Below are 20134 nucleotides of genomic sequence, written 5' to 3'. Positions count from 1 at the left end.
CCGGGCGGGCATCCGCCCGGCTCCTCTGTCGTCGGTGAGGCCGGTCAGCGCCGGGTGCGTCGGGGTTGGTCGCTGGATCGGCGTACGACCAGCTCGGGCTGGAACACCACGTGTCGGTGCCGGTGGGTGTCGCCGGACTCGGCCTCTTCGAGCAACAGTTCGGCTGCGGCGCGGCCGAGCTGGTCGCGGGGCTGGCGCACCGACGACAGTGGCACCGCCGCGGCGCCGGCGAACTCGATGTCGTCGTAGCCGACGATGGCCACGTCGATCGGCACCCGCACGCCGCGCGCGGTCAGCTCCTGAAGCACACCGAGCGCGATCAGGTCGTTGGCGCAGAACACGGCGGTCGGGCGCTTGCGGACCGGCAACGCGAGCAGCTCCTCGGCGGCACGCCGGCCAGCGGCGACGGTCAGGCTGGGGGTCACCGCCACCCGGAGGTCAGCGGTGCTGCCACGGTCGCGCAGAGCTGCTTCGGCCCCGGAGTGCCGGTCGGCAACCTGGGCGATGGTGAGCGGGCCACCGAGGTAGGCGATGCGTTGGTGGCCCTGGTCCAACAGGTGGTCCATGGCGAGTCGGCCGCCGAGCACGTCGTCGACCGCCACCGAGCACAGGTTCGCCCGGCCCGTTCCCCGGTCCACCAGCACCACCGGGATGCCCCGCTCGATGAGCCTGTCCAGGATGGGCTGCGGGCCATGGCCGACCGGGGTGATGAGCACACCACGGACCCGCTGCTCCTCCAGCAGCTCCAGGTGGCGACGCTCCCGGGCGCTGTCCTCGCCGCTGTTGCAGACGACGAGCATGGCGCCAGCTTCCTCGATCGCCTGTTCGGCCCCCCGGACCACGTCGGTGAAGAACGGGTTGGCCACGTCCAGGACGACGATGGCGACGGTGCGACTGCGCCCGGCGCGCAGTTGACGAGCCGAGTCGTTGCGGACGTAGCCGAGCGTGGAAATGGCGTCCAGCACCCGTTGACGGGTGGCGGGGGCGACCGTGTCGGGTCGGTTGAGCACGTTGCTCACGGTGCCGAGGGAAACCCCGGCGTGCCGGGCGACCTCCTTGATGTTCGCCGTTGCCATGACTCCCCAGATGCTCCCTACGGTGGTCGCGGCCCGCGCCGACCGGGTCGCTCGGCAGTGTATAGCGCCTAAAACGTTTCATCGAGCGCACCAGCAGCGCTGCGAGCTGGCCCGGAGCCCGCGTCAGCAACGGCGAAGAAATAGCATCGAAACTCTTGACGCTTTCGGAGACCTGCCCCTACCGTCCATGCAAACGACGCATGAAACGATTCAGGAGGGGTTAGGATGACCGCCGACGCACCGGCCACCCCGGCTCCGCTGCTGGTCCTCGACGGCGTGACGAAGTCCTTTGGGGCCGTCGCCGCGCTGCGCGGAGTGCACCTGGCGCTGCACCCCGGTGAGGCGCACGCCCTGGTCGGCGAGAACGGGGCGGGCAAGTCCACTCTGGTGAAGGTTCTGGCCGGCGCACACGCGCCGGACTCCGGCTCGATGACTCTGGACGGGCAGCCGCTGCGGCTGCGCGGTCCCGCCGACGCCCGGGCCGCCGGCATCGCGGTCATCTACCAGGAACCGACGCTCTTCCCGGACCTCTCCGTGGCGGAGAACATCTTCATGGGTCGGCAACCGCTGCGCGGTCTGCGTCGCATCGACACCGCCGCGATGAACCGCGCCGCCGAGCGGCTGTTCCAGCGGCTGGGTGTGCGCATCGACCCGACCCGGCCCGCGCGTGGCCTCTCCATCGCCGACCAGCAGCTCGTCGAGATCGCCAAGGCGATCTCGTTCGACGCCCGCGTCCTGGTCATGGACGAGCCCACCGCCGCGCTCTCCGGTGTGGAGGTCGAACGGCTCTTCGCGGTCGCCCGGTCGCTCTGCGAGGGTGGGGCGGCAGTGCTGTTCATCTCGCACCGGTTCAACGAGGTGTTCGACCTGTGCCACCGCGTCACAGTGCTGCGCGACGGCGCCTGGGTCTCCAGCGACGACGCCGCCGACCTGACCGTCGACGAGGTGGTGCGGCGCATGGTCGGCCGGGACGTCTCCGCGCTCTACCCGAAGCAGGCCGCCGAGCTGCGCGACACCCTGCTCGAGGTCCGTGGGTTGACCCGGGCCGGCGTCTTCACCGATGTGTCGTTCTCCGTCCGGGGTGGGGAGATCGTCGCGCTCGCCGGGCTGGTCGGCGCCGGGCGCAGCGAGGTCGCCCGCGCCGTCTTCGGTGTCGACCGGTACGACACGGGCGAGGTGCTGGTGGCCGGTCGCGCCGTCCCGGCTGGGAACCCGGGCCGGGCGATCGCGGCCGGCATGGCGTTGGTCCCCGAGGACCGACGGCAGCAGGGCCTGGTCATGGAGCTGTCGGTGGAGCGCAACGCCACGCTTGCCCGCCGCCGGGCGCTGAGCCGGCTGGGCCTCCTGCTCGGCGGCGCGGAACGCGCCGAGGCCCGCCGCTGGACGCGGCGGTTACAGGTGAAGGCCTCCCGGCTCGGCACGCCCGTGGCGACCCTCTCCGGGGGCAACCAGCAGAAGGTCGTGCTCGCCAAGTGGCTGGCCACCGAACCACGTGTCCTGATCATCGACGAGCCGACCCGCGGCATCGACGTCGGCACCAAGTCCGAGGTGCACCGACTGCTCTCCGAGCTGGCCGGCGAGGGCCTGGCCATCCTCATGATCAGCAGCGAGCTGCCCGAGGTGCTCGGCATGGCCGACCGGGTTCTCGTCATGCACGAGGGACGACTGGTCCGCGAGCTGCCCCGGGCCGAGGCGGACGAAGCCTCCATCATGTTCGCCGCCACCGGGCAAGGAGCGACCGCATGAGCCTCACCGACGCCGGTGCGCCCGAACGGGCCGCCGGGAACGCCCCGACCCACCCCGGTCGGCAGCGCCGCAGCCTCACCGAACGGCTGTTCGCCGTACGCGAGCTGAGCCTGTTGATCGCGCTCGGCCTGCTGGTCCTGGTGACCACAGTTCGCAACGACAGGTTCCTGAGCGGCCAGAGCATCAAGGACCTGCTGCTGGGCTGCGCGATCCTGGTGATCCTGGCGGTCGGCCAGACCCTGGTCATCGTCACCCGCAACGTCGACCTCTCCGTCGGCTCGATCCTGGGCCTCGTCGCCTTCGCCACCGGCTCGCTGTTCCTCTCCGCACCCGGTACGCCGTGGCCCGTGGCGCTCGTCGTGGGTGTCGCACTGGGCGCGCTGTGCGGCGCGGTCAACGGCGGCCTGATCGCGGTGGCCCGCGTGCCCGCCCTGGTCATCACGCTCGGCACCCTCTACGCCTTCCGCGGCGTCGACTACTACTGGGCGTCCGGCCGGCAGATCAACGCCGCCGACATGCCCCAGTCGTTCCTGCGGCTGGGCAACCAGACGGTGCTCGGCGTACCCGTGCTGTTCCTCGTCGCGCTGGTCGTCGTCGCCGCCGTCGGCTTCTACCTGCGTTCCTACCGCAGCGGCCGGGAGCTGTACGCGATCGGCTCCGAACCGGCCGCCGCCCGGCTCTCCGGCATCCCGGTGGGGCGGCGGGTGTTCACCGTCTTCGTGGCCAGCGGAGCCCTCGCCGGGCTCGCCGGCGTGCTGTACGCGGCCCGGTTCGGCACCCTCGACGCGGCCGCCGGCAGTGGCCTGGAACTCCAGGTCGTCGCCGCCGCCGTGGTCGGCGGGGTGGCGATCTTCGGAGGCAGCGGCAGCGCCTACGGCGCGGCACTCGGTGCCGTGCTGCTGACCACGATCGGCAGCTCGCTCGCCGTCCTGCGCATCGACCCGTTCTGGCAGCAGGCCGTGGTCGGCGCACTCATCCTCGCCGCCATCGGGCTGGACCGGCTCCTGGCCCTGCGGGTGGCGGCCCGGCTCCGAGGGAGAAGCGCGCATGGCGCATGACAGCCTGTACGCCGCACCGACCACCGCCGAGGCCGAGCCCGGAGCGGACCGCCTCGCCGGCCTGCGCGGGCTGTTCGGCTCCTGGGACGCGGTGATCGTCGCCGCCCTCGTGGTGGCCGTGCTGGTCGCCAGCCTGACCGTGGAGAACTTCGCCACCGGGCGCAACGCCCAGTTCCTGCTGCTGGACCTGATGCCGCTGGCGCTCATCGCGCTGCCGATGACCCTGATCGTGATCACCGGTGAGATCGACCTCTCGGTGGCCAGCATGGTCGGGCTGTGCAGCACGCTGATGGGGCAGCTCTGGCTCTCCAGCGGGCTGTCCCTGGAGTTGATCTGTGTCCTCGTGGTGCTGCTGGGCGCCGTGCTCGGCGCGGTGAACGGTCTCTTCGTCACCGGCTTCAGTCTACCGTCGCTGGCGGTGACCATCGGCACGCTCGCCCTCTACCGCGGGTTGTCCTTCGTGGTGCTCGGCGACCAGGCGGTCGCGGACTTCCCGGCCGACTGGACCGCTGCCGCGGTGCGCGCCATCCCCGGCACGTCGATCCCGGTCGTGGTGGTCCCGCTGCTGCTGCTCGCCGTGGTCTTCGGCATCGTGCTGCACGCCACCGCCGCCGGTCGCGCGCTCTACGCCATGGGGAACAACGACCAGGCCGCCACGTTCACCGGCGTCTCGGTGGCCCGGACGAAGTTCTGGCTCTTCGTGGTCTCCGGTGCGGTGTGCGGGCTGGTCGGCATCTTCTGGACGCTGCGGTACGCCAGCGCCCGCGGCGACAACGCCACCGGCCTGGAGCTGACAGTGGTGACCGCCGTGCTGCTCGGCGGTGTCTCGATCTTCGGCGGCCGGGGTGCTCTGCTCGGTGTGGTGGCCGGTGTGCTGCTCCTCGGCGTCCTGCGCAACGCGCTGCAACTCGCCGACGTCGACGCCAACGCGCTGACGATCGTCACCGGCAGCCTGCTCATCGCATCCGTCGTGCTGCCCAACGCCGTCGCGGACGTCCGCGCCCGGTTGCACCGCCGACGACAGCGGCACCCCGTCGCTTCGTGACGCCCCCCCGCACACCCACCACCCACCCCCGGAAAGGTCGACGATGTCCGCATACCGCAGAGGCCTCCGGGTCGGGGCCACCAGCCTCGCCCTCGCCGCACTGCTGCTCAGCACCGCCTGTGGCGGCACCACCCGGGACAACTCCAACGACGACGCCGGCGCCGGCAACCAGGCGAGCGGCGCCGCCAACCCGGACGCCGCCATCAAGGCAGGGTTGAAGATCGCCTTCCTGCCGAAGGCCCTGAACAACCCCTACTTCACCGTCTCGGACAACGGTGGCAAGGACGCCGTCACCGAGTTCAAGGGCGAGTTCAAGGAGGTCGGCCCCTCCGAGGCCAGCGCCTCCTCCCAGGTCAGCTACATCAACACCCTGTCCCAGCAGGGCATGGACGTGATCGTCACCTCGGCCAACGACCCGAACGCGATCTGCGGGGCGCTCAACCAGGCGAAGGCGGCCGGCGCGAAGATCGTCACCTTCGACTCCGACACCAAGCCGGAATGCCGCCAGATCTTCGTCAACCAGGTGACCGCCGAGGGCATCGCCGAGAACCAGGTCAAGCTCATCTCGCAGCAGATCGGCGGCGAGGGTGAGATCGCCATCCTCTCCGCCACCGCCAACGCGACCAACCAGAACGCCTGGATCGCGCTGATGAAGACCGAGCTGGCGAAGCCCGAGTACAGCAAGATCAAGCTGGTCACCGTGGCGTACGGCAACGACGACGACCAGAAGTCCTTCCAGGAGACCCAGGGTCTGCTCCAGTCGTACCCCAACCTCAAGGGCATCATCTCGCCGACCACTGTCGGTGTCGCGGCGGCCGGCCGTTACCTCAGCGGGTCGCAGTACAAGGGCAAGGTCAAGCTGACCGGTCTGGGCACCCCGAACCAGATGCGCCAGTACGTCAAGGACGGCACCGTCGACGCGTTCGCCCTGTGGAGCCCGGCCGACCTCGGCTACCTCGCCGCGTACGCCGGCGCGGCACTGGCCTCCGGTCAGATCACCGGCGCCGAGGGCGACAAGTTCAAGGCCGGCAAGCTCGGCGAGTTCACCGTCGGCAAGGAGGGTGTGGTCATCCTCGGCCCGCCCACGGTCTTCGACAAGAACAACATCGACCAGTTCCAGTTCTGATCGCCCTCCCGGTCGGTGCAGGCACGTCGTGCACCGACCGGGGGAGCCGACGGGAGAGACATCATGACGCAGCCCGACGCGCGGACCCTCGAACGGGTCAAGCTGGCTCTGCGCTCGCAGCGCATCGAGACGCCATCCTGGGCGTACGCCAACTCCGGGACCCGCTTCAAGGTCTTTCCGCAGGAGGGGGTGCCGCGCAACCCGTACGAGAAGGTCGCGGACGCGGGGATCGTCCACCAGCTCACCGGCGTCGCACCCACTGTGGCGTTGCACATCCCGTGGGACCGTGTCGACGACTACGCCGACCTGGCCGCGTTCGCCGGGGATCACGGCGTCGGTCTGGGCGCGATCAACGCCAACGTCTTCCAGGACAACGACTACAAGCTGGGCAGCGTCACCAACCCGGATCCGGGGGTGCGCCGCAAGGCCATCGACCACCTGCTCGAGTGTGTCGACATCATGGACCGCACCGGTTCCCGCGACCTGAAGCTATGGTTCTCCGACGGCACCAACTACCCCGGGCAGGACGACATCCGCGCCCGGCAGGACCGGCTCGCGACGGCGCTACGCGAAACCTACTACCGGCTCGGCGACGACCAACGGCTGCTGCTGGAGTACAAGCTGTTCGAGCCGGCCTTCTACGCCACCGACGTGCCGGACTGGGGCACCGCGTACGCGCACTGCCTGGAGCTCGGCCCGAAGGCCCAGGTGGTCATCGACACCGGGCACCACGCACCGGGCACGAACATCGAGTTCATTGTGGCGTTCCTGCTGCGCGCCGGGAAGCTCGGAGCGTTCGACTTCAACTCGCGCTTCTACGCCGACGACGACCTGATGGTCGGCTCCGCGGACCCGTTCCAGCTGTTCCGGATCATGTACGAGATCGTCCGGGGCGACGCGTTGGCGCCGGAGGCCGGCATCGCGTTCATGCTCGACCAGTGCCACAACATCGAGGCGAAGATCCCGGCCATCATCCGCTCGGTGCTCAACGTGCAGGAGGCGACGGCGAAGGCGTTGCTCGTCGACGCGGACGCGCTGGCCGCCGCGCAGCGCAGCAGTGACGTGCTCGCCGCCAACGCCGTGCTGATGGACGCGTACAACACCGACGTCCGACCGCTGCTCGCCGAACTCCGTACGGATCTGGGGCTCGATCCGGACCCGATGGCCGCGTACGCCCGCTCCGGCTACTTCGACAGGATCCGCGCCGAACGCGCCGGCGGGCAGCAGGCCGGCTGGGGCGCCTGACCACGCTTGAGAAACGCAGACTGGGGACGTGAGGACATGCAATCCGAGGTTCAGGCGCTGATCGCGCGCAGCAACCGGCTCGGCGCCGACCCGACCACGACGAACTACGCCGGGGGCAACACCTCCGCCAGGGGCGCGGCCACCGACCCGGTCACCGGTGGCCCGGTCGAGCTGCTCTGGGTGAAGGGCTCCGGCGGTGACCTCGGCACCCTCACCCCGTCCGGGCTGGCCGCTCTGCGGATGGACCGGCTCCGCGCGCTCGTCGACGTCTATCCCGGCATCGAGCGGGAGGACGAGATGGTCGCCGCGTTCGACTACTGCCTGCACGGCCGGGGCGGAGCCGCGCCGTCCATCGACACCGCCATGCACGGGCTCGTCGACGCCGCGCACGTCGACCACCTGCACCCCGATGCCGGTATCGCGATCGCTGCCGCCGCCGACGGGCCGGAGCTGACCAAGGAGATCTTCGGTGACCGGGTGCTGTGGGTGCCCTGGCGGCGGCCCGGCTTCCAGCTCGGCCTGGACATCGCCGCGGTGGCTCGGGCCAACCCGCAGGCGATCGGCGTGATCCTCGGCGGTCACGGCATCACCGCCTGGGGCGCGACCAGCGACGAGTGCGAGCACAACTCGCTGGAGATCATCCGGTCCGCGCAGGCTTACCTCGACGAGCGGGGTCGCGCCGAGCCCCTCGGGTCGGTCATCGCCGGCTACGAGCCGCTGCCTACCGACGAACGCCGACGTCGAGCGGCGGCGCTGTTCCCGGTGCTGCGGGGCCTGGCGTCCACCGACCGGCCGCAGGTCGGCCACTTCACCGACAGTGACGTGGTGCTCGACTTCGTGGCGCGGGAGAAGCACCCCGCCCTCGCCGCCCTCGGCACCTCCTGCCCGGACCACTTCCTGCGCACCAAGGTCCGCCCGATGGTGCTCGACCTGCCGCCCACCGCGCCTGTCGAGGAGGTGATCGCCCGCCTTCGGGAGCTGCACAGCGCCTACCGCGACGACTACCGCGCCTACTACGAGCGACACGCCGACGCGGACAGCCCGCCGATGCGGGGCGCCGATCCGGCCGTGGTCCTGGTGCCCGGTGTGGGGATGTTCAGCTTCGGCGCCAACAAGCAGACCGCCCGCGTCGCTGGCGAGTTCTACGTCAACGCGATCAACGTGATGCGTGGCGCGGAAGCCGTGTCGCGCTACGCGCCCATCGACGAGGCTGAGAAGTTCCGGATCGAGTACTGGGCCCTGGAGGAGGCGAAACTTCAGCGGACGCCGAAGCCGAAGGCCCTCGCCACGCGGGTCGCGTTCGTCACCGGCGGTGGCTCCGGGATCGGCCGGGCGATCGCCCACCGACTCGCCGCGGAGGGCGCCTGTGTCGTGGTCGCCGACCGTGACGCACAGGCGGCCACCACCGTCGCCGCGGAGATCGGCACCACCGACGTGGCAGTTGCCGTCGCGGCTGACGTCAGCGACGGTGAGGCCGTGGCCGCTGCCCTGCGCGAGGCGGTGCTGGCCTTCGGCGGGGTGGACCTGGTCGTCAACAATGCCGGGCTGTCGCTGTCCAAGTCGTTGCTGGAGACGACCGAGGCCGACTGGGACATCCAGCACGACGTGATGGCGAAGGGCTCGTTCCTCGTCTCCAGGGAGGCCGCACGCGTGCTGCTGGCGCAGGGGATGGGGGGCGACATCGTCTACATCTCCAGTAAGAACTCCCTGTTCGCCGGCCCGAACAACGTGGCCTACGGTGCGGCGAAGGCCGACCAGGCCCACCAGGTCCGGCTGCTCGCCGCCGAACTGGGCGGCCACGGCATCCGGGTCAACGGTGTCAACCCGGACGGGGTGGTCCGCGGCTCCGGGATCTTCGCCGGAGGATGGGGTGCACAGCGGGCGGCCGTCTACGGCGTGCCGGAGGAGAAGCTGGGCGAGTTCTACGCCCAGCGCACCCTGCTCAAGCGCGAGGTGCTGCCCGAGCACGTCGCCAACGCGGTCTTCGTGCTCACCGGCGGCGAGCTGTCGCACACCACGGGCATGCACGTCCCGGTGGACGCCGGTGTCGCAGCGGCCTTCCTCCGCTGATGACCGCCGTGCGGCTGGCCGCCGTGGACGTGGGCGCGTCCAGCGGTCGGGTCATGCTCGCGCGTGTCGGGCCGGGGAGGTTGGAGCTCGTGGAGGCGCACCGGTTCCGCAACGAACCGGTGCGGGTCGCGGGCACCCTGCACTGGGACATCCTGGCGCTCTACCGGGGTGTGCTGGAAGGGCTCAGGGCTGCCGGCCCGGTCGCCGGCATCGGCATCGACACCTGGGCGGTCGACTACGGGCTGCTCGACGCCACCGGCGCTCTGCTCGGCAACCCGGTGCACTACCGCGACGAACGAACCGACGGCGTCGACGACCGGGTGGCGCAGCAGCTCGGACCGGAGCGGCTCTATGCCACGACCGGGCTGCAACACCTGCCCTTCAACACCCTCTACCAGCTCGCCGCCGCCGCCGGCACACCCCAGCTGGAGGCCGCGCAAACCCTGCTGCTGATCCCGGACCTCGTCGCGTACTGGCTCACCGGTGAGGTCGGCGCCGAAGTCACCAACGCCTCCACCACCCAGCTGTACGACCTGCGTCGCCGCGCCTGGGCGACCGACCTGATGACCGACGCCGGGATCCGCAGCGAGCTGTTCCCGCCGCTGCGCGAGCCGGGCACCCGGATCGGCCCGGTCCTGCCCGCGCTCGACCTACCCGGATCGCCCGACGTCATGGCGGTGGGATCGCACGACACGGCCTCCGCGGTGGTGGGCGTGCCGGCGGTCGATGGGCACTTCGCCTACATCTCCTGCGGCACCTGGTCCCTGGTCGGGGTCGAGCTGGACGCCCCGGTGCTCAGCGAGCCCAGCCGACGGGCCAACTTCACCAACGAATCCGGCGTCGACGGCACGATCCGCTACCTGCGTAACGTGATGGGCCTCTGGCTGTTGCAGGAGTCGCTGCGTACCTGGGGCACCACGGACCTGCCCGCCCTGCTCCGGCAGGCGGCCGAGGAGCCGGCCTTCCGCTCCGTGGTGGACCCGGACGACCCCACCTTCCTGTCGCCCGGCGACATGCCCGCACGCATCAACCGAGCCTGTTCGCGTACCGGTGAGCCCGTGCCGGACAGCCCGGCGGCCACGGTCCGGTGCATCCTGGACAGCCTCGCGCTGGCGCACCGGCGCGCCGTCTGGCAGGCGCAACGGCTCTCGGGTCGGCACGTCGACGCCGTACACGTCGTCGGCGGTGGCGCCCGCAACGACCTGCTGTGCCAGCTCACCGCCGACGCCTGCGGCCTGCCGGTGCTCGCCGGGCCGGTCGAGGCCACCGCCCTGGGCAACGCGCTGGTGCAGGCCCGCGCCCTCGGCGTGATCGGCGGTGACCTGGCGTCACTGCGGTCCGTGCTGCGCGAGACCCAACAGATCGTGCGGTACGAGCCACGCGGCGACACCGCGGCGTGGCGGGCGGCTGCCCGACGCCTCGGATGGGACGACTGACGCGGCGAACAGCCCTGTTAGTCCCGTGCCGGCTGGGCGCCGTCGGCCCTGCGGCGGCCAGTTCCACCGACCGCCGCAGAGCAGTGGCGCTCCTAACGCGTGGCAGCGAGCTGCACCCTCAGCTTGGTCAGCGCGCGGGTCAGCAGCCGGGAGACGTGCATCTGTGACACCCCGACCTGCTCGGCGATCTCCTGCTGCGTCAGGTTGCCGTGAAAGCGCAGTGCGATGACCTTCTGCTCCCGGTCGTCAAGGCGCGCGAGGGCCGACCCGAGAGCCACCCTCAGCTCGGCGAGGGCGAGCTCGTTGTCGTCGCCACCGAGGGTGTCGCCCAGCTCCCTGTGTGTGGTGCCATCGCCGATCGGAGTGGACAGTGAGACCGCGTTGTAGGCGCGGGCGCCTTCCAGCCCTTCGAGGATCTCCTCCTCCGTGAGGTCCAGATGTCGCGCGACGTCGGTGACGGTCGGCGAGCGGCCCAGCAACTGGGAGAGGGTGTTGTTGGCCTCGGCGATGGCCATGCGCCGCTCCTGCAGGCGCCGGGGAACACGGACGTCCCAGGTGCGGTCACGGAAATGGCGCTTGATCTCCCCCACGATCGTGGGGATCGCGTAGTTGGCGAATTCGATCTCACGCGACGGGTCGAACCTGTCGATCGCGTTGATCAGCCCCAGTGCCGCCGTCTGGGTCAGGTCGTCGCTCGGCTCGCCCCGGCCGCAGTAACGCCGGGCGAGGTGATTGGCCAGCGGGAGCCAGGCCTCGATGGCGCGGGCCCGGGCGGCGGGCCTGGACGGGTGGTCAGCCGGCAGCGCGATCATCACGGTGAGGAGGTGACTGGCTGGCGATTCAGGCGCGGTGCAGCGGTCAGCCAGGCTGTACGTCGGCGCGGGCCGACTCGTCGAGGTGGTGATCATGGGCTTCCTCCGCTGTCCGAGGTGGGCGTTGTCGCGACCCCCCGCGTGGGGACCGCACAGTGCCTGGACCAGGACGGGCGTCAGCCCTCGCACACCTGCATCAATGGACATCAGGTGGGCCTTCGCGGCCGCTGCGGTTGCTGGGTCGTCGGTCACGTGCGGACCTCCCGGAATCCGGGATCGTGTCGGGCACGTGGCTTGACCCACAGGAGAGCCTAGAACGGTTGGCGGAGTTCTGCCACCGGTCGTCGTCGCCCCGGCCTGAGCCGGCGGCGTTGAGCTCATCGCGGCGCCGGTTTGTGGGCAGAGGACGGGGGTACCGATTTCGCAGTGCTCCGGACGGAACCCGGGCCGACACATCCGCCACCCCTTCGGTCCAGGAGGCAGCCAATGCGAGCAATGGTCTACCGCGGTCCCTACCGCCTGCGCGTGGAGGAGAAGGACCGCCCCGCCATCGAGCATCCCAACGACGCGATCATCAAGGTGACGCGTGCGGCTATCTGTGGGTCTGACCTGCACCTCTACCACGGAATGATGCCCGACACCCGGGTCGGGATGACCTTCGGTCACGAGTTCGTCGGCGTGGTCGACGAGGTCGGTCCGTCGGTGCGTAACGTCCGGCCGGGTGACAGGGTCATGGTGCCCTTCAACGTCTACTGCGGGTCGTGCTTCTTCTGCGCCCGAGGTCTGTTCAGCAACTGCCACAACGTCAACCCCAACGCCACCGCCGTCGGCGGCATCTACGGTTACTCGCACACCTGCGGCGGCTACGACGGCGGTCAGGCGGAGTACGTCCGGGTGCCGTTCGCCGACGTCGGCCCGAGTGTGATCCCCGAGTGGATGGACGACGACGACGCCGTCCTGCTCACCGACGCGCTCGCCACCGGCTACTTCGGGGCCCAGCTCGGCGACATCGTCGAGGGTGACGTGGTCGTGGTCTTCGGTGCCGGACCCGTGGGTCTGTACGCCGCGAAGTCGGCCTGGCTGATGGGTGCCGGCCGGGTCATCGTCATCGATCACCTCGACTATCGGCTGGAGAAGGCGGCGGCGTTCGCCCACGCCGAGACCTACAACTTCGGCGAGTACGACGACATCGTCGTGCACCTGAAGAAGATCACCGGCCACCTGGGCGCCGACGTGGCCATCGACGCCGTCGGAGCCGAGGCGGACGGCAACCTCCTGCAGCACGTCACTGCCGCGAAGCTGAAGCTGCAGGGTGGCTCCCCGGTCGCCCTCAACTGGGCGATCGACTCGGTCCGCAAGGGCGGCAACATCTCGGTGATGGGCGCGTACGGGCCGATGTTCAGCGCCGTGAAGTTCGGCGACGCGCTGAACAAGGGTCTGACTCTGCGGATGAACCAGTGCCCGGTGAAGCGTCAGTGGCCGCGCCTGTTCGAGCACATCCGCAACGGCCACCTCAAGCCCAGTGACATCGTTACCCACCGGATCCCGCTGGAACACATCGCCGAGGCGTACCACATCTTCTCCGCCAAGCTCGACGGCTGCATCAAGCCGCTGATCGTTCCGAACGCCGCCTGACCGGACCGGGAGACCGACCATGCCCTACACAGCCGACAAGCCGAAACTGGCCGAATCCAGCGACGAGCTGCGTGCGCGTATCCCCGGGTGGGGCGTCGACCTCGACCCGAAGGACCGGCCTTCGGTGCCGAAGGAGCGGTTCGACCCGACTCTCAACGGTGCGCACTGGGAGTTCCCCGAACGGCAGCCTGAGAAGTGGCCGAGGGAGAGGTCGATCGAACACAAGTTCCTCACCCCGGTCTTCGGCACCTCGTGCCCACCCAAGGGGCTCTCCGGGCTGATCCGCCGATACTCCTACCGCACCTACAGCGAGGGACGCGCCGCCCACTGGCTGCTCCTGCTCGCCGCCGACCGGGTGGACGCGGTCGAGAGCACCTTCGCTTCGTTCCTGAGCCGCCATCCCGACAACCCCGTCACCGAGACCGGCGTCCTGAGTGAATTCACCCACCACGGTCTCCCGTCACGGCTGCGCGGCAAGCGGGTCGACCGCGTACACCAACTGCTCGACCCGGTCCTCGTCGCCGCACCCTGGGTGCTGGCCGCAGGGATCGGCTATCTGGCCCTCCGTCGAGTCGCCAGCCGCGGTCGAAGCTAGGCCCTGTTTCGCAAGGACTGGTCGGCCGTCGACGAGCATGGTTCGGCGACGGTCGACCGGCTCCACCGCCCGGCGACCCGGGGTGCACCGCCGCGTCGGCAGGCCCGACACCACCGACGCGTTCCGTCCTACAGGTCCATGGCGTACACCCGGACCTGGCGGCCGGTGTCCGGCTGCACGGTCTCGCGCTCCAGCGACATGCCCAGCTTGACCATCACCCGGGCGGACGACTCGTTGCCGACGATGTGGATGCTGACCAGCCGCCGCAGGTCCAGCTCGGCCCGAGTGTGGGCGACAACGGCCTGGGCCGCCTCGGTGGCCAGACCCCGGCCCCAGTACGCGCGGCCGAGCCGCCAGCCGATCTCCACGGCCGGCATGATCTCGGGTAGGAAGGTCGGCACCGCCAGTCCGGTGAAACCGGCCACCTCGCCGGTCTCCTTGATCTCCACCGCATACAGGCCGAAGCCGTGCTCGTCCCAGTGCCGCTGATAGTTGGCCAGACGCTTTGCGGTCGCGGCCCGGTCCAGCGTGTGCCCATCATGGATGTAGCGCATCACCTCGGGCTGCGCGTTGACCGCGGCGAGCGCGTCCAGATCATCGCCTCGCCAGCGGCGCAGAAGCAGTCGCGGAGTCTCCAGGGACGTGGCACCAGCAGAACTCGTCGGGTCGGACACGTCCTCTTCGTAGCAGATCGGCACTCCCCCAACTTCCCGGGATCTGTAAACAACCCTTGATATTAAACTTCACGAACGTCAATATGTGGAGGTCGCGGGTCAACGAAGCCTGGGGAGTGAGCCATGAGAAGCCGTCGGATTTTCGCAGTGGTAGCCGGGGCGGCGATGACCCTCACGGCCGCAGTCGCCTTCGTACCCAGCAGCATGGCGGCCGTGTCCTCGGCCACCGCCGTCCCGATGGTCGCCTGCACCGCCCCGGCCTGGGCCGAGGGCACCACCTACCAGGCGGGCGCCCAGGTCACCTACGGCGGCCGGCTCTACCAGGCGCTGGTCACCCACACCGCGCACCCCGGCGCCGGCTGGAACCCCGCCGCGACCCCCTCGCTGTGGCGTGACCTGGGCGCGTGCTCGGGAAGCACTCCGCCGCCCACCACGCCACCACCGACGACCCCTCCCCCCACCACCCCACCACCGACCACCCCTCCCCCCACCACGCCGCCGCCAACCGGGGGGACCTGCGCGGTGAAGTCGCGGCCCACCGGCAAGGTGTTGCAGGGCTACTGGGAGAACTGGGACGGCGCCTCCAACGGCGTACACCCTGGCCTCGGCTGGATCCCGATCACCGACAGCCGGCTCAACCAGCACGGCTACAACGTGATCAACGCGGCCTTCCCGGTGATCCGCTCGGACGGCACGGTCCTCTGGGAGAACGGCATGGACGCCGGCGTCAAGGTGGCCACCCCGGCCGAGATGTGCCAGGCCAAAGCGGCCGGCGCCACCATCCTGATGTCGATCGGCGGTGCCGCCGCGGGCATCGACCTGAGCTCCAGCGCGGTCGCCGACCGGTTCATCGCGACGATCGTGCCGATCCTGACCGCCTACCACTTCGACGGCATCGACATCGACATCGAGACCGGCCTGACCGGCAGCGGCAACATCAACACCCTGTCGACGTCGCAGGCCAACCTGATCCGGATCATCGACGGCGTGCTGGCACGGATGCCGTCGAACTTCGGCCTGACCATGGCACCGGAGACCGCCTACGTCACCGGCGGCAGCGTGGTCTACGGCTCGATCTGGGGCTCGTACCTGCCGATCATCAAAAAGTACGTGGACAACGGCCGGCTCTGGTGGCTGAACATGCAGTACTACAACGGCAGCATGTACGGCTGTGCCGGCGACTCGTACCCGGCGGGCACCGTGCAGGGCTTCACCGTGCAGACGCAGTGCCTCAACAACGGCCTCACCATCCAGGGCACCACCATCCGCGTCCCGTACGACAAGCAGGTCCCTGGCCTGCCCGCACAGATCGGGGCCGGCGGCGGCCACATGTCGACGTCGCTGGTCACGCAGGCCTGGAACTCCGTACCCGGCCTCAAGGGCCTGATGACCTGGTCGGCGAACTGGGACGGGTCGAAGGGGTGGACCTTCGGCGACAACGTGAAGCGCCTGCAGGGCCGCTGACCGACTCCGCTCCGAATCGCCGGCCCAGACCTTTCCGGGCCGGTGATTTCGTTTATCGGCCGTCCCGGGACCTTCACAGGCCCTCGGCCCTATTCGGGCTTGATCCGCTTATCGGCCCGCCAGCTCTGATCGCACCAGCTCCAGCAGCCGCCCCAACCAGTTGGCGCCGCCCGAGTGCCAGTACCCCGATCCCCAATCGTTGTAGAGCAGCCGAGCATCGCCGGTCTTCTCCAGTTGTTGCGCCATCGCCGGATGCCGGCCGAACTTGTCCCGAAGCAGCGCGGCCATCACACCGAGCCGGATCGTAGGCCAGTCGTCCCGCCGTGGTGCGTTGGTGGCCAGGATCCGGGCGTCAAGGCCGCGCTCAATGGAGGCGATACGGTCGTGCCAAGCGGCATCGTGGGTCGAGAGTGCCCAGTAGGCGTGCATGACCGTCGGATACTCCTGGCCGCCGTGCACGACTGGCGCCGGATAGTCGATCTGCAGGACCTCTAGACCCGGCGGTTCCGGCCAGCCGTCCGGATAGACGTGGCCGCCAGGCCGCAGCGGAATCGTGGTCGCGGTCTCCGGCCCATCCGCCGCGTTCTGCTCCTGCGACTCGGCGACAGCACGCTCGCTCCGGCGGAAGTATTCCAGCGCCCGCTCCTGCATCTCAGGAGTCACGGAGAGCGTATGGTCCGGGTGCCTGGCCGGGATCGTCTCGCCCGACGCGGCGAGCAGGATCCGCACCGGCACGTCGTTCTGGTCCATGTCGCCGAGCATGTAGATCCGCCGGTGTTCGGGCACCGCAAAGTACCGCTCACGGACGATTTCCAGGTTGCCGGGGCTCGGCTCGGCAGCGTACGAGATCAGAGCGTCCCAACAGCGTCCGGAAGAGTCTGGCCGGTCATTGAGCCGATCCACCTCGTCGACGAGGTCACCGATAACCAGTTCCGGTGTCAGCCAGGACGCCAGCTGTGCCGGACCGGCGGCGGTGCCGGTGACGATGATCTTCGCGTCCTCCGGCGGCGCCAAGGTTAGGGTGCCGTCTTCAAATGCGGCACGAAGGCCGTCGAAGTCGGTCGGATTCCACCGCCAGACAACGACGCCGTCCGCGTAGACGCAGAGTGTGGTCAGAACGTAATGGTCTCGTTCACGGACGAAGATCAGGCGTTGCCGCCCTCGCACAACATCATTTTCGACGGTGCGCCAGGTCGCAGTGGTGTCCGGCATGCGGCAAGTCTAGAGATCTTGGAAGATCCGGTAGGCCCAGCGTCATGCGGCCGGAAAGAGGGTGAACATCCCTGGCTTCTTTCCCAGCCACCACGATGCTGTGGTGGCTGAACATGCAGTACTACAACGCCAGCATGTACGGCTGCGCGGTTGACTCGTACCCGGCGGGCGTGCAGGGCTTCACCGTCCAGACGCAGTGCCGGCGCGGTCGCAGTGCCAGACGTAGACAGCGGTGCCGGCGAACGCCTTCCCGCCGTTGGCGAGGTCCCGGATCGTCAGTTCGATGGTCAGCGGCACACCCTCGGCCATACCGGAGGCACTCGCGATGCCCGACCGGAGGTCGGCCTCCCGCTCGCCGTGGGGTCACAGATTGGCCATGCGTTCCATCTGCTCGGAGTACCGCTGTGAAGGCGGTTGCCCGGCGTCGCTCGATGAGTGCGCCGGTGAGGGGACGATCGCTGGGAGCGATACCAGGCGGGGCGGAATTCAACCCTCCCGATCGCTACACTCGCCGCAACGCCGGCACCGCCCGCAGACCTCAGCCTGCGCCATCCCCATCGAATGGAGATTCCTGTGACCCGCGACAAGGCGTCACCCCCCGGCATCGACCCGAACATTCCCAGCGTGGCGCGGGTCTATGACTTCTTCCTGGGGGGCAAGGACAACTTCGAGGTCGACCGAAAGGTCGCCGAGCACGCCCTGCGGATCACACCGGACGGGCCGGCAGCCGGCCAGGCGAACAGGGCCTTCCTGCGTCGGGTGATCCGCTTCCTTGTCGCCGAGGCGGGCATCGACCAGTTCCTCGACATCGGATCGGGGCTGCCCACCCAGGGCAACGTGCACGAGGTCGCCACCGAGCAGAACCCGAAGGCTCAGGTGGTGTATGTGGACAATGACCCGATCGTCCTGACACACGGACGGGCCCTGCTCGCCGCGGAGGGCACCGCGACGGTGATCCAGGCGGACATCCGGGAGCCGGAGGCGATCCTCAACCATCCGGACGTACGTCGGTTCCTCGACTTCGACCGGCCGATCGGTTTGTTGCTCTTCGCGATCCTGCACCACCTCGGTGACGACGAGGACCCGCGAGCGGTGGCCGCCGCGTTGATCGACGCACTGCCCTCCGGCAGCTACGTGGCGATTTCGCACTTCCGCGACCCGGGCGAGCGAGACCCGGAGGGCTCCCGCAAGGCCCGCGAGGTCGAGCGGATCTTCAACGAGTCGCTGGGCACCGGCCGCTGGCGCACCGACGAGGAGATCCTCTCGTTCGCCGATGGGCTGACCGTGCTGGAGCCGGGGCTGGTGCCGCTGGCCGAGTGGCGCCCAGAGCCGGATGCACCGGCTGCGGCGCAGACCGACACCTATCACACCTTTGTCGGGCTCCTCGCCCGCAAACCGTAGGCTCCGTCGTCCGCTGAGGTCCGTCGGCGAGGGCGCGCCCCGCCGACGGACCCGGTTGGCGCACGGGCCGGCGTACGCGGCCAGGTATCGGCGCAGGGCGGTCGCAGTTGTCAGGTACGGGTCTGCAGCCAGGCCCGGAGCCGGTCCAGCAGGTCCCGGTCGGGCGGCGGGGGCAGGGCTCGGAGCAGTTCGTCCTCACTCGCGGGACGGGCCGCCAGCGCCGCGTCTCGCAGCAGCGACCGGTCGACGGAGACGCCGCCGGTGACACCGACGTCCACATCACCCCGGCGGAGCACGTACGCGTGGCTGTCCTCGCGCCGAACGTACGTGAGCCCGGGGCCCTCGGGTGTGCAGGTGGCCTGGAAGCACAGGTCCTGCCCGGCGAACGTGACGTGCAGCGCCACTCGCACGCTGGCGGCACCGCCGGTGTGGTCGGCGGGGGCGTAGCCCACGCCCGGGGGGATGCCGAGTGGCTGGGCCCGGTAACCCGGCAGGTCGACCACGAACAGGTCGGCTGGCCGTTCCTCGGTGGGCAGATCGACGGCGGTCGCCGGGCGTAGCGCGCGGGTGGCGCGGCGCAGCAGGTCGCGGTCGACGGCCAGCGAGCCGAGGACGACGACGCCACGGTCGCCGTGGGTCACCTGGTATCCGTGCTCGACGACCCCGCGAAGATAGACCGCCCCACCCGGTTCGGTGGCGCAACTCTCGACCGTCGGGGCGGAGTCGAGGTGCGGCTGGCCACACTCCCCCAGCCCGTCGCCGACGATCGGGCCAGCGATCACGTTGACGTGGCGCGCCGGCGGCACCGCGGCGAGATCGGCGGGCGTGAACTCCCCACCACCCAGTGCGCCGCCGTAGGCGGGATCGACCGGGCGATATCCGGGAACCTCGACCACGTACGCGGTCCGGTGGTCCTGGGTCGCGTACCGCAGCCGCTCGGTGACCTCGTCCGGGCCGGAACGGGCGAGCGCGACCAGGCCAAGGCCCAGAAGGCCGACCAGCGCGAGCCCGGCGGCGAGCCGCGGTCGCCACCCGCGCAGCAGCAGCCCGGCGACGAGGACGTACGGCACGCCGCCCAGAAGCAGGGTGAGCGTCCCGTCGGAGCTGAGGCCGAGCCCCACCTCGTCGGTCCAGCGCCAGGCGAGCCGGGCCAGGGCCAGCCCACCGACGAGCACCAGCAACGCCCAGAGGCCGGGACGGGTGCCGAGGACCGTGACGGACGCCGTGGACCGGGCGATCAGGCGCAGTAGCCCGACGCCGAGGACGACCACGACCAGCAGCCCGACCAGCACCGCGCCCCAGCCGACGAAGAGCAGCGGGGCCAACGCGGGAATCGCAGTGGTCAGCAGCGCCGACCCGAGCGTCCAGACCGCGCCGAGCTGCCCCAGGACGCGCCGCCCGGGGATCGACTGGCCGTCCCGGGCCCCCGTGACGTCCGGCTCCGCACCCATACAGGACGTTGTAGCAGCAGGCCGCCAACGGTCGCGACGCGACGCGAACGCCGGCACCACCGGGACGATCTGCGCACGAGATCGGCTC

At 70.1% G+C, this 20134-nt stretch carries 17 protein-coding genes and 1 pseudogene; 12 read left to right on the top strand and 6 right to left on the bottom strand.

Annotation, left to right across the window (positions count from 1 at the left end):
* Positions 1-44 precede the first annotated feature (44 nt).
* On the bottom strand, positions 45-1076 hold the full coding sequence (locus FBZ33_RS11135; protein WP_141908964.1) for a LacI family DNA-binding transcriptional regulator: 1032 nt from the start codon (positions 1074-1076) through the stop codon (positions 45-47).
* 225 nt (positions 1077-1301) lie between these two features.
* Here FBZ33_RS11135 and FBZ33_RS11130 point away from each other — a divergent pair, with 225 nt between their 5' ends.
* The 7 genes from FBZ33_RS11130 (at position 1302) to FBZ33_RS11100 (ending at position 10802) form a co-directional block, all read left to right on the top strand.
* Positions 1302-2822, top strand: a complete 1521-nt coding sequence (locus FBZ33_RS11130; RefSeq protein ID WP_141908963.1) for a sugar ABC transporter ATP-binding protein — start codon at positions 1302-1304, stop codon at positions 2820-2822.
* A complete protein-coding gene (locus FBZ33_RS11125; protein WP_099852403.1) occupies positions 2819-3880 on the top strand; it encodes an ABC transporter permease in 1062 nt (353 codons plus the stop codon). Before FBZ33_RS11130 ends, FBZ33_RS11125 begins: the two co-directional genes overlap by 4 nt.
* Positions 3870-4925, top strand: coding sequence for an ABC transporter permease (locus tag FBZ33_RS11120; protein WP_141908962.1), 1056 nt, complete (start codon positions 3870-3872; stop codon positions 4923-4925). Before FBZ33_RS11125 ends, FBZ33_RS11120 begins: the two co-directional genes overlap by 11 nt.
* Positions 4926-4968: 43 nt before the next feature.
* A complete protein-coding gene (gene rhaS, locus FBZ33_RS11115) occupies positions 4969-6051 on the top strand; it encodes a rhamnose ABC transporter substrate-binding protein (protein ID WP_099852400.1) in 1083 nt (360 codons plus the stop codon).
* Positions 6052-6114: 63 nt separating this feature from the next.
* Positions 6115-7296 carry an L-rhamnose isomerase gene (rhaI, locus tag FBZ33_RS11110; protein ID WP_141908961.1) on the top strand — a complete coding sequence of 394 codons (1182 nt, stop codon included), beginning with the start codon at positions 6115-6117 and terminating at the stop codon, positions 7294-7296.
* Positions 7297-7332: 36 nt separating this feature from the next.
* Positions 7333-9366, top strand: a complete 2034-nt coding sequence (locus FBZ33_RS11105) for a bifunctional aldolase/short-chain dehydrogenase (protein ID WP_141908960.1) — start codon at positions 7333-7335, stop codon at positions 9364-9366.
* Positions 9366-10802 carry a rhamnulokinase family protein gene (locus FBZ33_RS11100; RefSeq protein ID WP_141908959.1) on the top strand — a complete coding sequence of 479 codons (1437 nt, stop codon included), beginning with the start codon at positions 9366-9368 and terminating at the stop codon, positions 10800-10802. The genes FBZ33_RS11105 and FBZ33_RS11100 overlap by 1 nt, the downstream gene beginning before the upstream one ends.
* A gap of 92 nt (positions 10803-10894) precedes the next feature.
* On the opposite strand, the gene FBZ33_RS11095 is transcribed toward FBZ33_RS11100, so the two are convergent.
* A complete protein-coding gene (locus tag FBZ33_RS11095; RefSeq protein WP_141908958.1) occupies positions 10895-11710 on the bottom strand; it encodes a SigB/SigF/SigG family RNA polymerase sigma factor in 816 nt (271 codons plus the stop codon).
* A 390-nt stretch (positions 11711-12100) separates the two neighbouring features.
* On the opposite strand from FBZ33_RS11095, the gene FBZ33_RS11090 reads away from it, so the two are divergent.
* Both FBZ33_RS11090 and FBZ33_RS11085 read left to right on the top strand, forming a co-directional pair.
* Complete coding sequence (locus FBZ33_RS11090) at positions 12101-13249, top strand: zinc-dependent alcohol dehydrogenase (protein ID WP_141908957.1); 1149 nt, start codon at positions 12101-12103, stop codon at positions 13247-13249.
* Between the two features lie 19 nt (positions 13250-13268).
* The gene (locus tag FBZ33_RS11085; protein WP_141908956.1) at positions 13269-13844 is read left to right on the top strand and encodes a hypothetical protein; all 576 of its coding nucleotides are present in this window, start codon (positions 13269-13271) and stop codon (positions 13842-13844) included.
* 128 nt (positions 13845-13972) lie between these two features.
* On the opposite strand, the gene FBZ33_RS11080 is transcribed toward FBZ33_RS11085, so the two are convergent.
* Positions 13973-14518, bottom strand: a complete 546-nt coding sequence (locus FBZ33_RS11080; protein WP_255508809.1) for a GNAT family N-acetyltransferase — start codon at positions 14516-14518, stop codon at positions 13973-13975.
* A 123-nt stretch (positions 14519-14641) separates the two neighbouring features.
* Here FBZ33_RS11080 and FBZ33_RS11075 point away from each other — a divergent pair, with 123 nt between their 5' ends.
* Positions 14642-15982 (top strand): glycosyl hydrolase family 18 protein, encoded by a 1341-nt coding sequence (locus FBZ33_RS11075; RefSeq protein ID WP_141908955.1) that lies wholly within the window; start codon positions 14642-14644, stop codon positions 15980-15982.
* A 108-nt stretch (positions 15983-16090) separates the two neighbouring features.
* On the opposite strand, the gene FBZ33_RS11070 is transcribed toward FBZ33_RS11075, so the two are convergent.
* Positions 16091-17194 (bottom strand): NADAR family protein, encoded by a 1104-nt coding sequence (locus FBZ33_RS11070; protein ID WP_141908954.1) that lies wholly within the window; start codon positions 17192-17194, stop codon positions 16091-16093.
* A gap of 98 nt (positions 17195-17292) precedes the next feature.
* On the opposite strand from FBZ33_RS11070, the pseudogene FBZ33_RS33725 reads away from it, so the two are divergent.
* Positions 17293-17394: pseudogene (locus FBZ33_RS33725) on the top strand (chitinase); the annotation flags it as partial.
* Here FBZ33_RS33725 and FBZ33_RS33345 read toward each other — a convergent pair.
* Positions 17375-17503: a hypothetical protein gene (locus tag FBZ33_RS33345; RefSeq protein ID WP_255508808.1), complete on the bottom strand. Its 129-nt coding sequence runs from the start codon at positions 17501-17503 to the stop codon at positions 17375-17377. The pseudogene FBZ33_RS33725 and the gene FBZ33_RS33345 overlap by 20 nt on opposite strands.
* A gap of 252 nt (positions 17504-17755) precedes the next feature.
* Between FBZ33_RS33345 and FBZ33_RS11060 the strand changes: the two genes are divergently transcribed.
* Positions 17756-18595: an SAM-dependent methyltransferase gene (locus tag FBZ33_RS11060; protein WP_255508807.1), complete on the top strand. Its 840-nt coding sequence runs from the start codon at positions 17756-17758 to the stop codon at positions 18593-18595.
* 110 nt (positions 18596-18705) lie between these two features.
* On the opposite strand, the gene FBZ33_RS11055 is transcribed toward FBZ33_RS11060, so the two are convergent.
* Entirely contained in the window at positions 18706-20046 is a 1341-nt protein-coding gene (locus tag FBZ33_RS11055; RefSeq protein ID WP_141908952.1) for a hypothetical protein, read from the bottom strand.
* Between the last annotated feature and the right edge of the window lie 88 nt (positions 20047-20134).

Origin of the sequence: Micromonospora sp. A202 (genome assembly GCF_006715105.1) — a bacterium.
Lineage (GTDB): Bacteria > Actinomycetota > Actinomycetes > Mycobacteriales > Micromonosporaceae > Micromonospora > Micromonospora zamorensis.
This window is presented reverse-complemented; position numbering and strand designations above follow the sequence as displayed.

Excerpts from the sequence above, each read along its gene's own strand:
- FBZ33_RS11135 (WP_141908964.1), bottom strand. The coding sequence starts at position 1,076 with ATGGCAACGGCGAACATCAAGGAGGTCGCCCGGCACGCCGGGGTTTCC.
- FBZ33_RS11130 (WP_141908963.1), top strand. The coding sequence starts at position 1,302 with ATGACCGCCGACGCACCGGCCACCCCGGCTCCGCTGCTGGTCCTCGAC.
- FBZ33_RS11125 (WP_099852403.1), top strand. The coding sequence starts at position 2,819 with ATGAGCCTCACCGACGCCGGTGCGCCCGAACGGGCCGCCGGGAACGCC.
- FBZ33_RS11120 (WP_141908962.1), top strand. The coding sequence starts at position 3,870 with ATGGCGCATGACAGCCTGTACGCCGCACCGACCACCGCCGAGGCCGAG.
- rhaS (WP_099852400.1), top strand. The coding sequence starts at position 4,969 with ATGTCCGCATACCGCAGAGGCCTCCGGGTCGGGGCCACCAGCCTCGCC.
- rhaI (WP_141908961.1), top strand. The coding sequence starts at position 6,115 with ATGACGCAGCCCGACGCGCGGACCCTCGAACGGGTCAAGCTGGCTCTG.
- FBZ33_RS11105 (WP_141908960.1), top strand. The coding sequence starts at position 7,333 with ATGCAATCCGAGGTTCAGGCGCTGATCGCGCGCAGCAACCGGCTCGGC.
- FBZ33_RS11100 (WP_141908959.1), top strand. The coding sequence starts at position 9,366 with ATGACCGCCGTGCGGCTGGCCGCCGTGGACGTGGGCGCGTCCAGCGGT.
- FBZ33_RS11095 (WP_141908958.1), bottom strand. The coding sequence starts at position 11,710 with ATGATCACCACCTCGACGAGTCGGCCCGCGCCGACGTACAGCCTGGCT.
- FBZ33_RS11090 (WP_141908957.1), top strand. The coding sequence starts at position 12,101 with ATGCGAGCAATGGTCTACCGCGGTCCCTACCGCCTGCGCGTGGAGGAG.
- FBZ33_RS11085 (WP_141908956.1), top strand. The coding sequence starts at position 13,269 with ATGCCCTACACAGCCGACAAGCCGAAACTGGCCGAATCCAGCGACGAG.
- FBZ33_RS11075 (WP_141908955.1), top strand. The coding sequence starts at position 14,642 with ATGAGAAGCCGTCGGATTTTCGCAGTGGTAGCCGGGGCGGCGATGACC.
- FBZ33_RS11070 (WP_141908954.1), bottom strand. The coding sequence starts at position 17,194 with ATGCCGGACACCACTGCGACCTGGCGCACCGTCGAAAATGATGTTGTG.
- FBZ33_RS33345 (WP_255508808.1), bottom strand. The coding sequence starts at position 17,503 with ATGGCCGAGGGTGTGCCGCTGACCATCGAACTGACGATCCGGGACCTC.
- FBZ33_RS11060 (WP_255508807.1), top strand. The coding sequence starts at position 17,756 with ATGGAGATTCCTGTGACCCGCGACAAGGCGTCACCCCCCGGCATCGAC.
- FBZ33_RS11055 (WP_141908952.1), bottom strand. The coding sequence starts at position 20,046 with ATGGGTGCGGAGCCGGACGTCACGGGGGCCCGGGACGGCCAGTCGATC.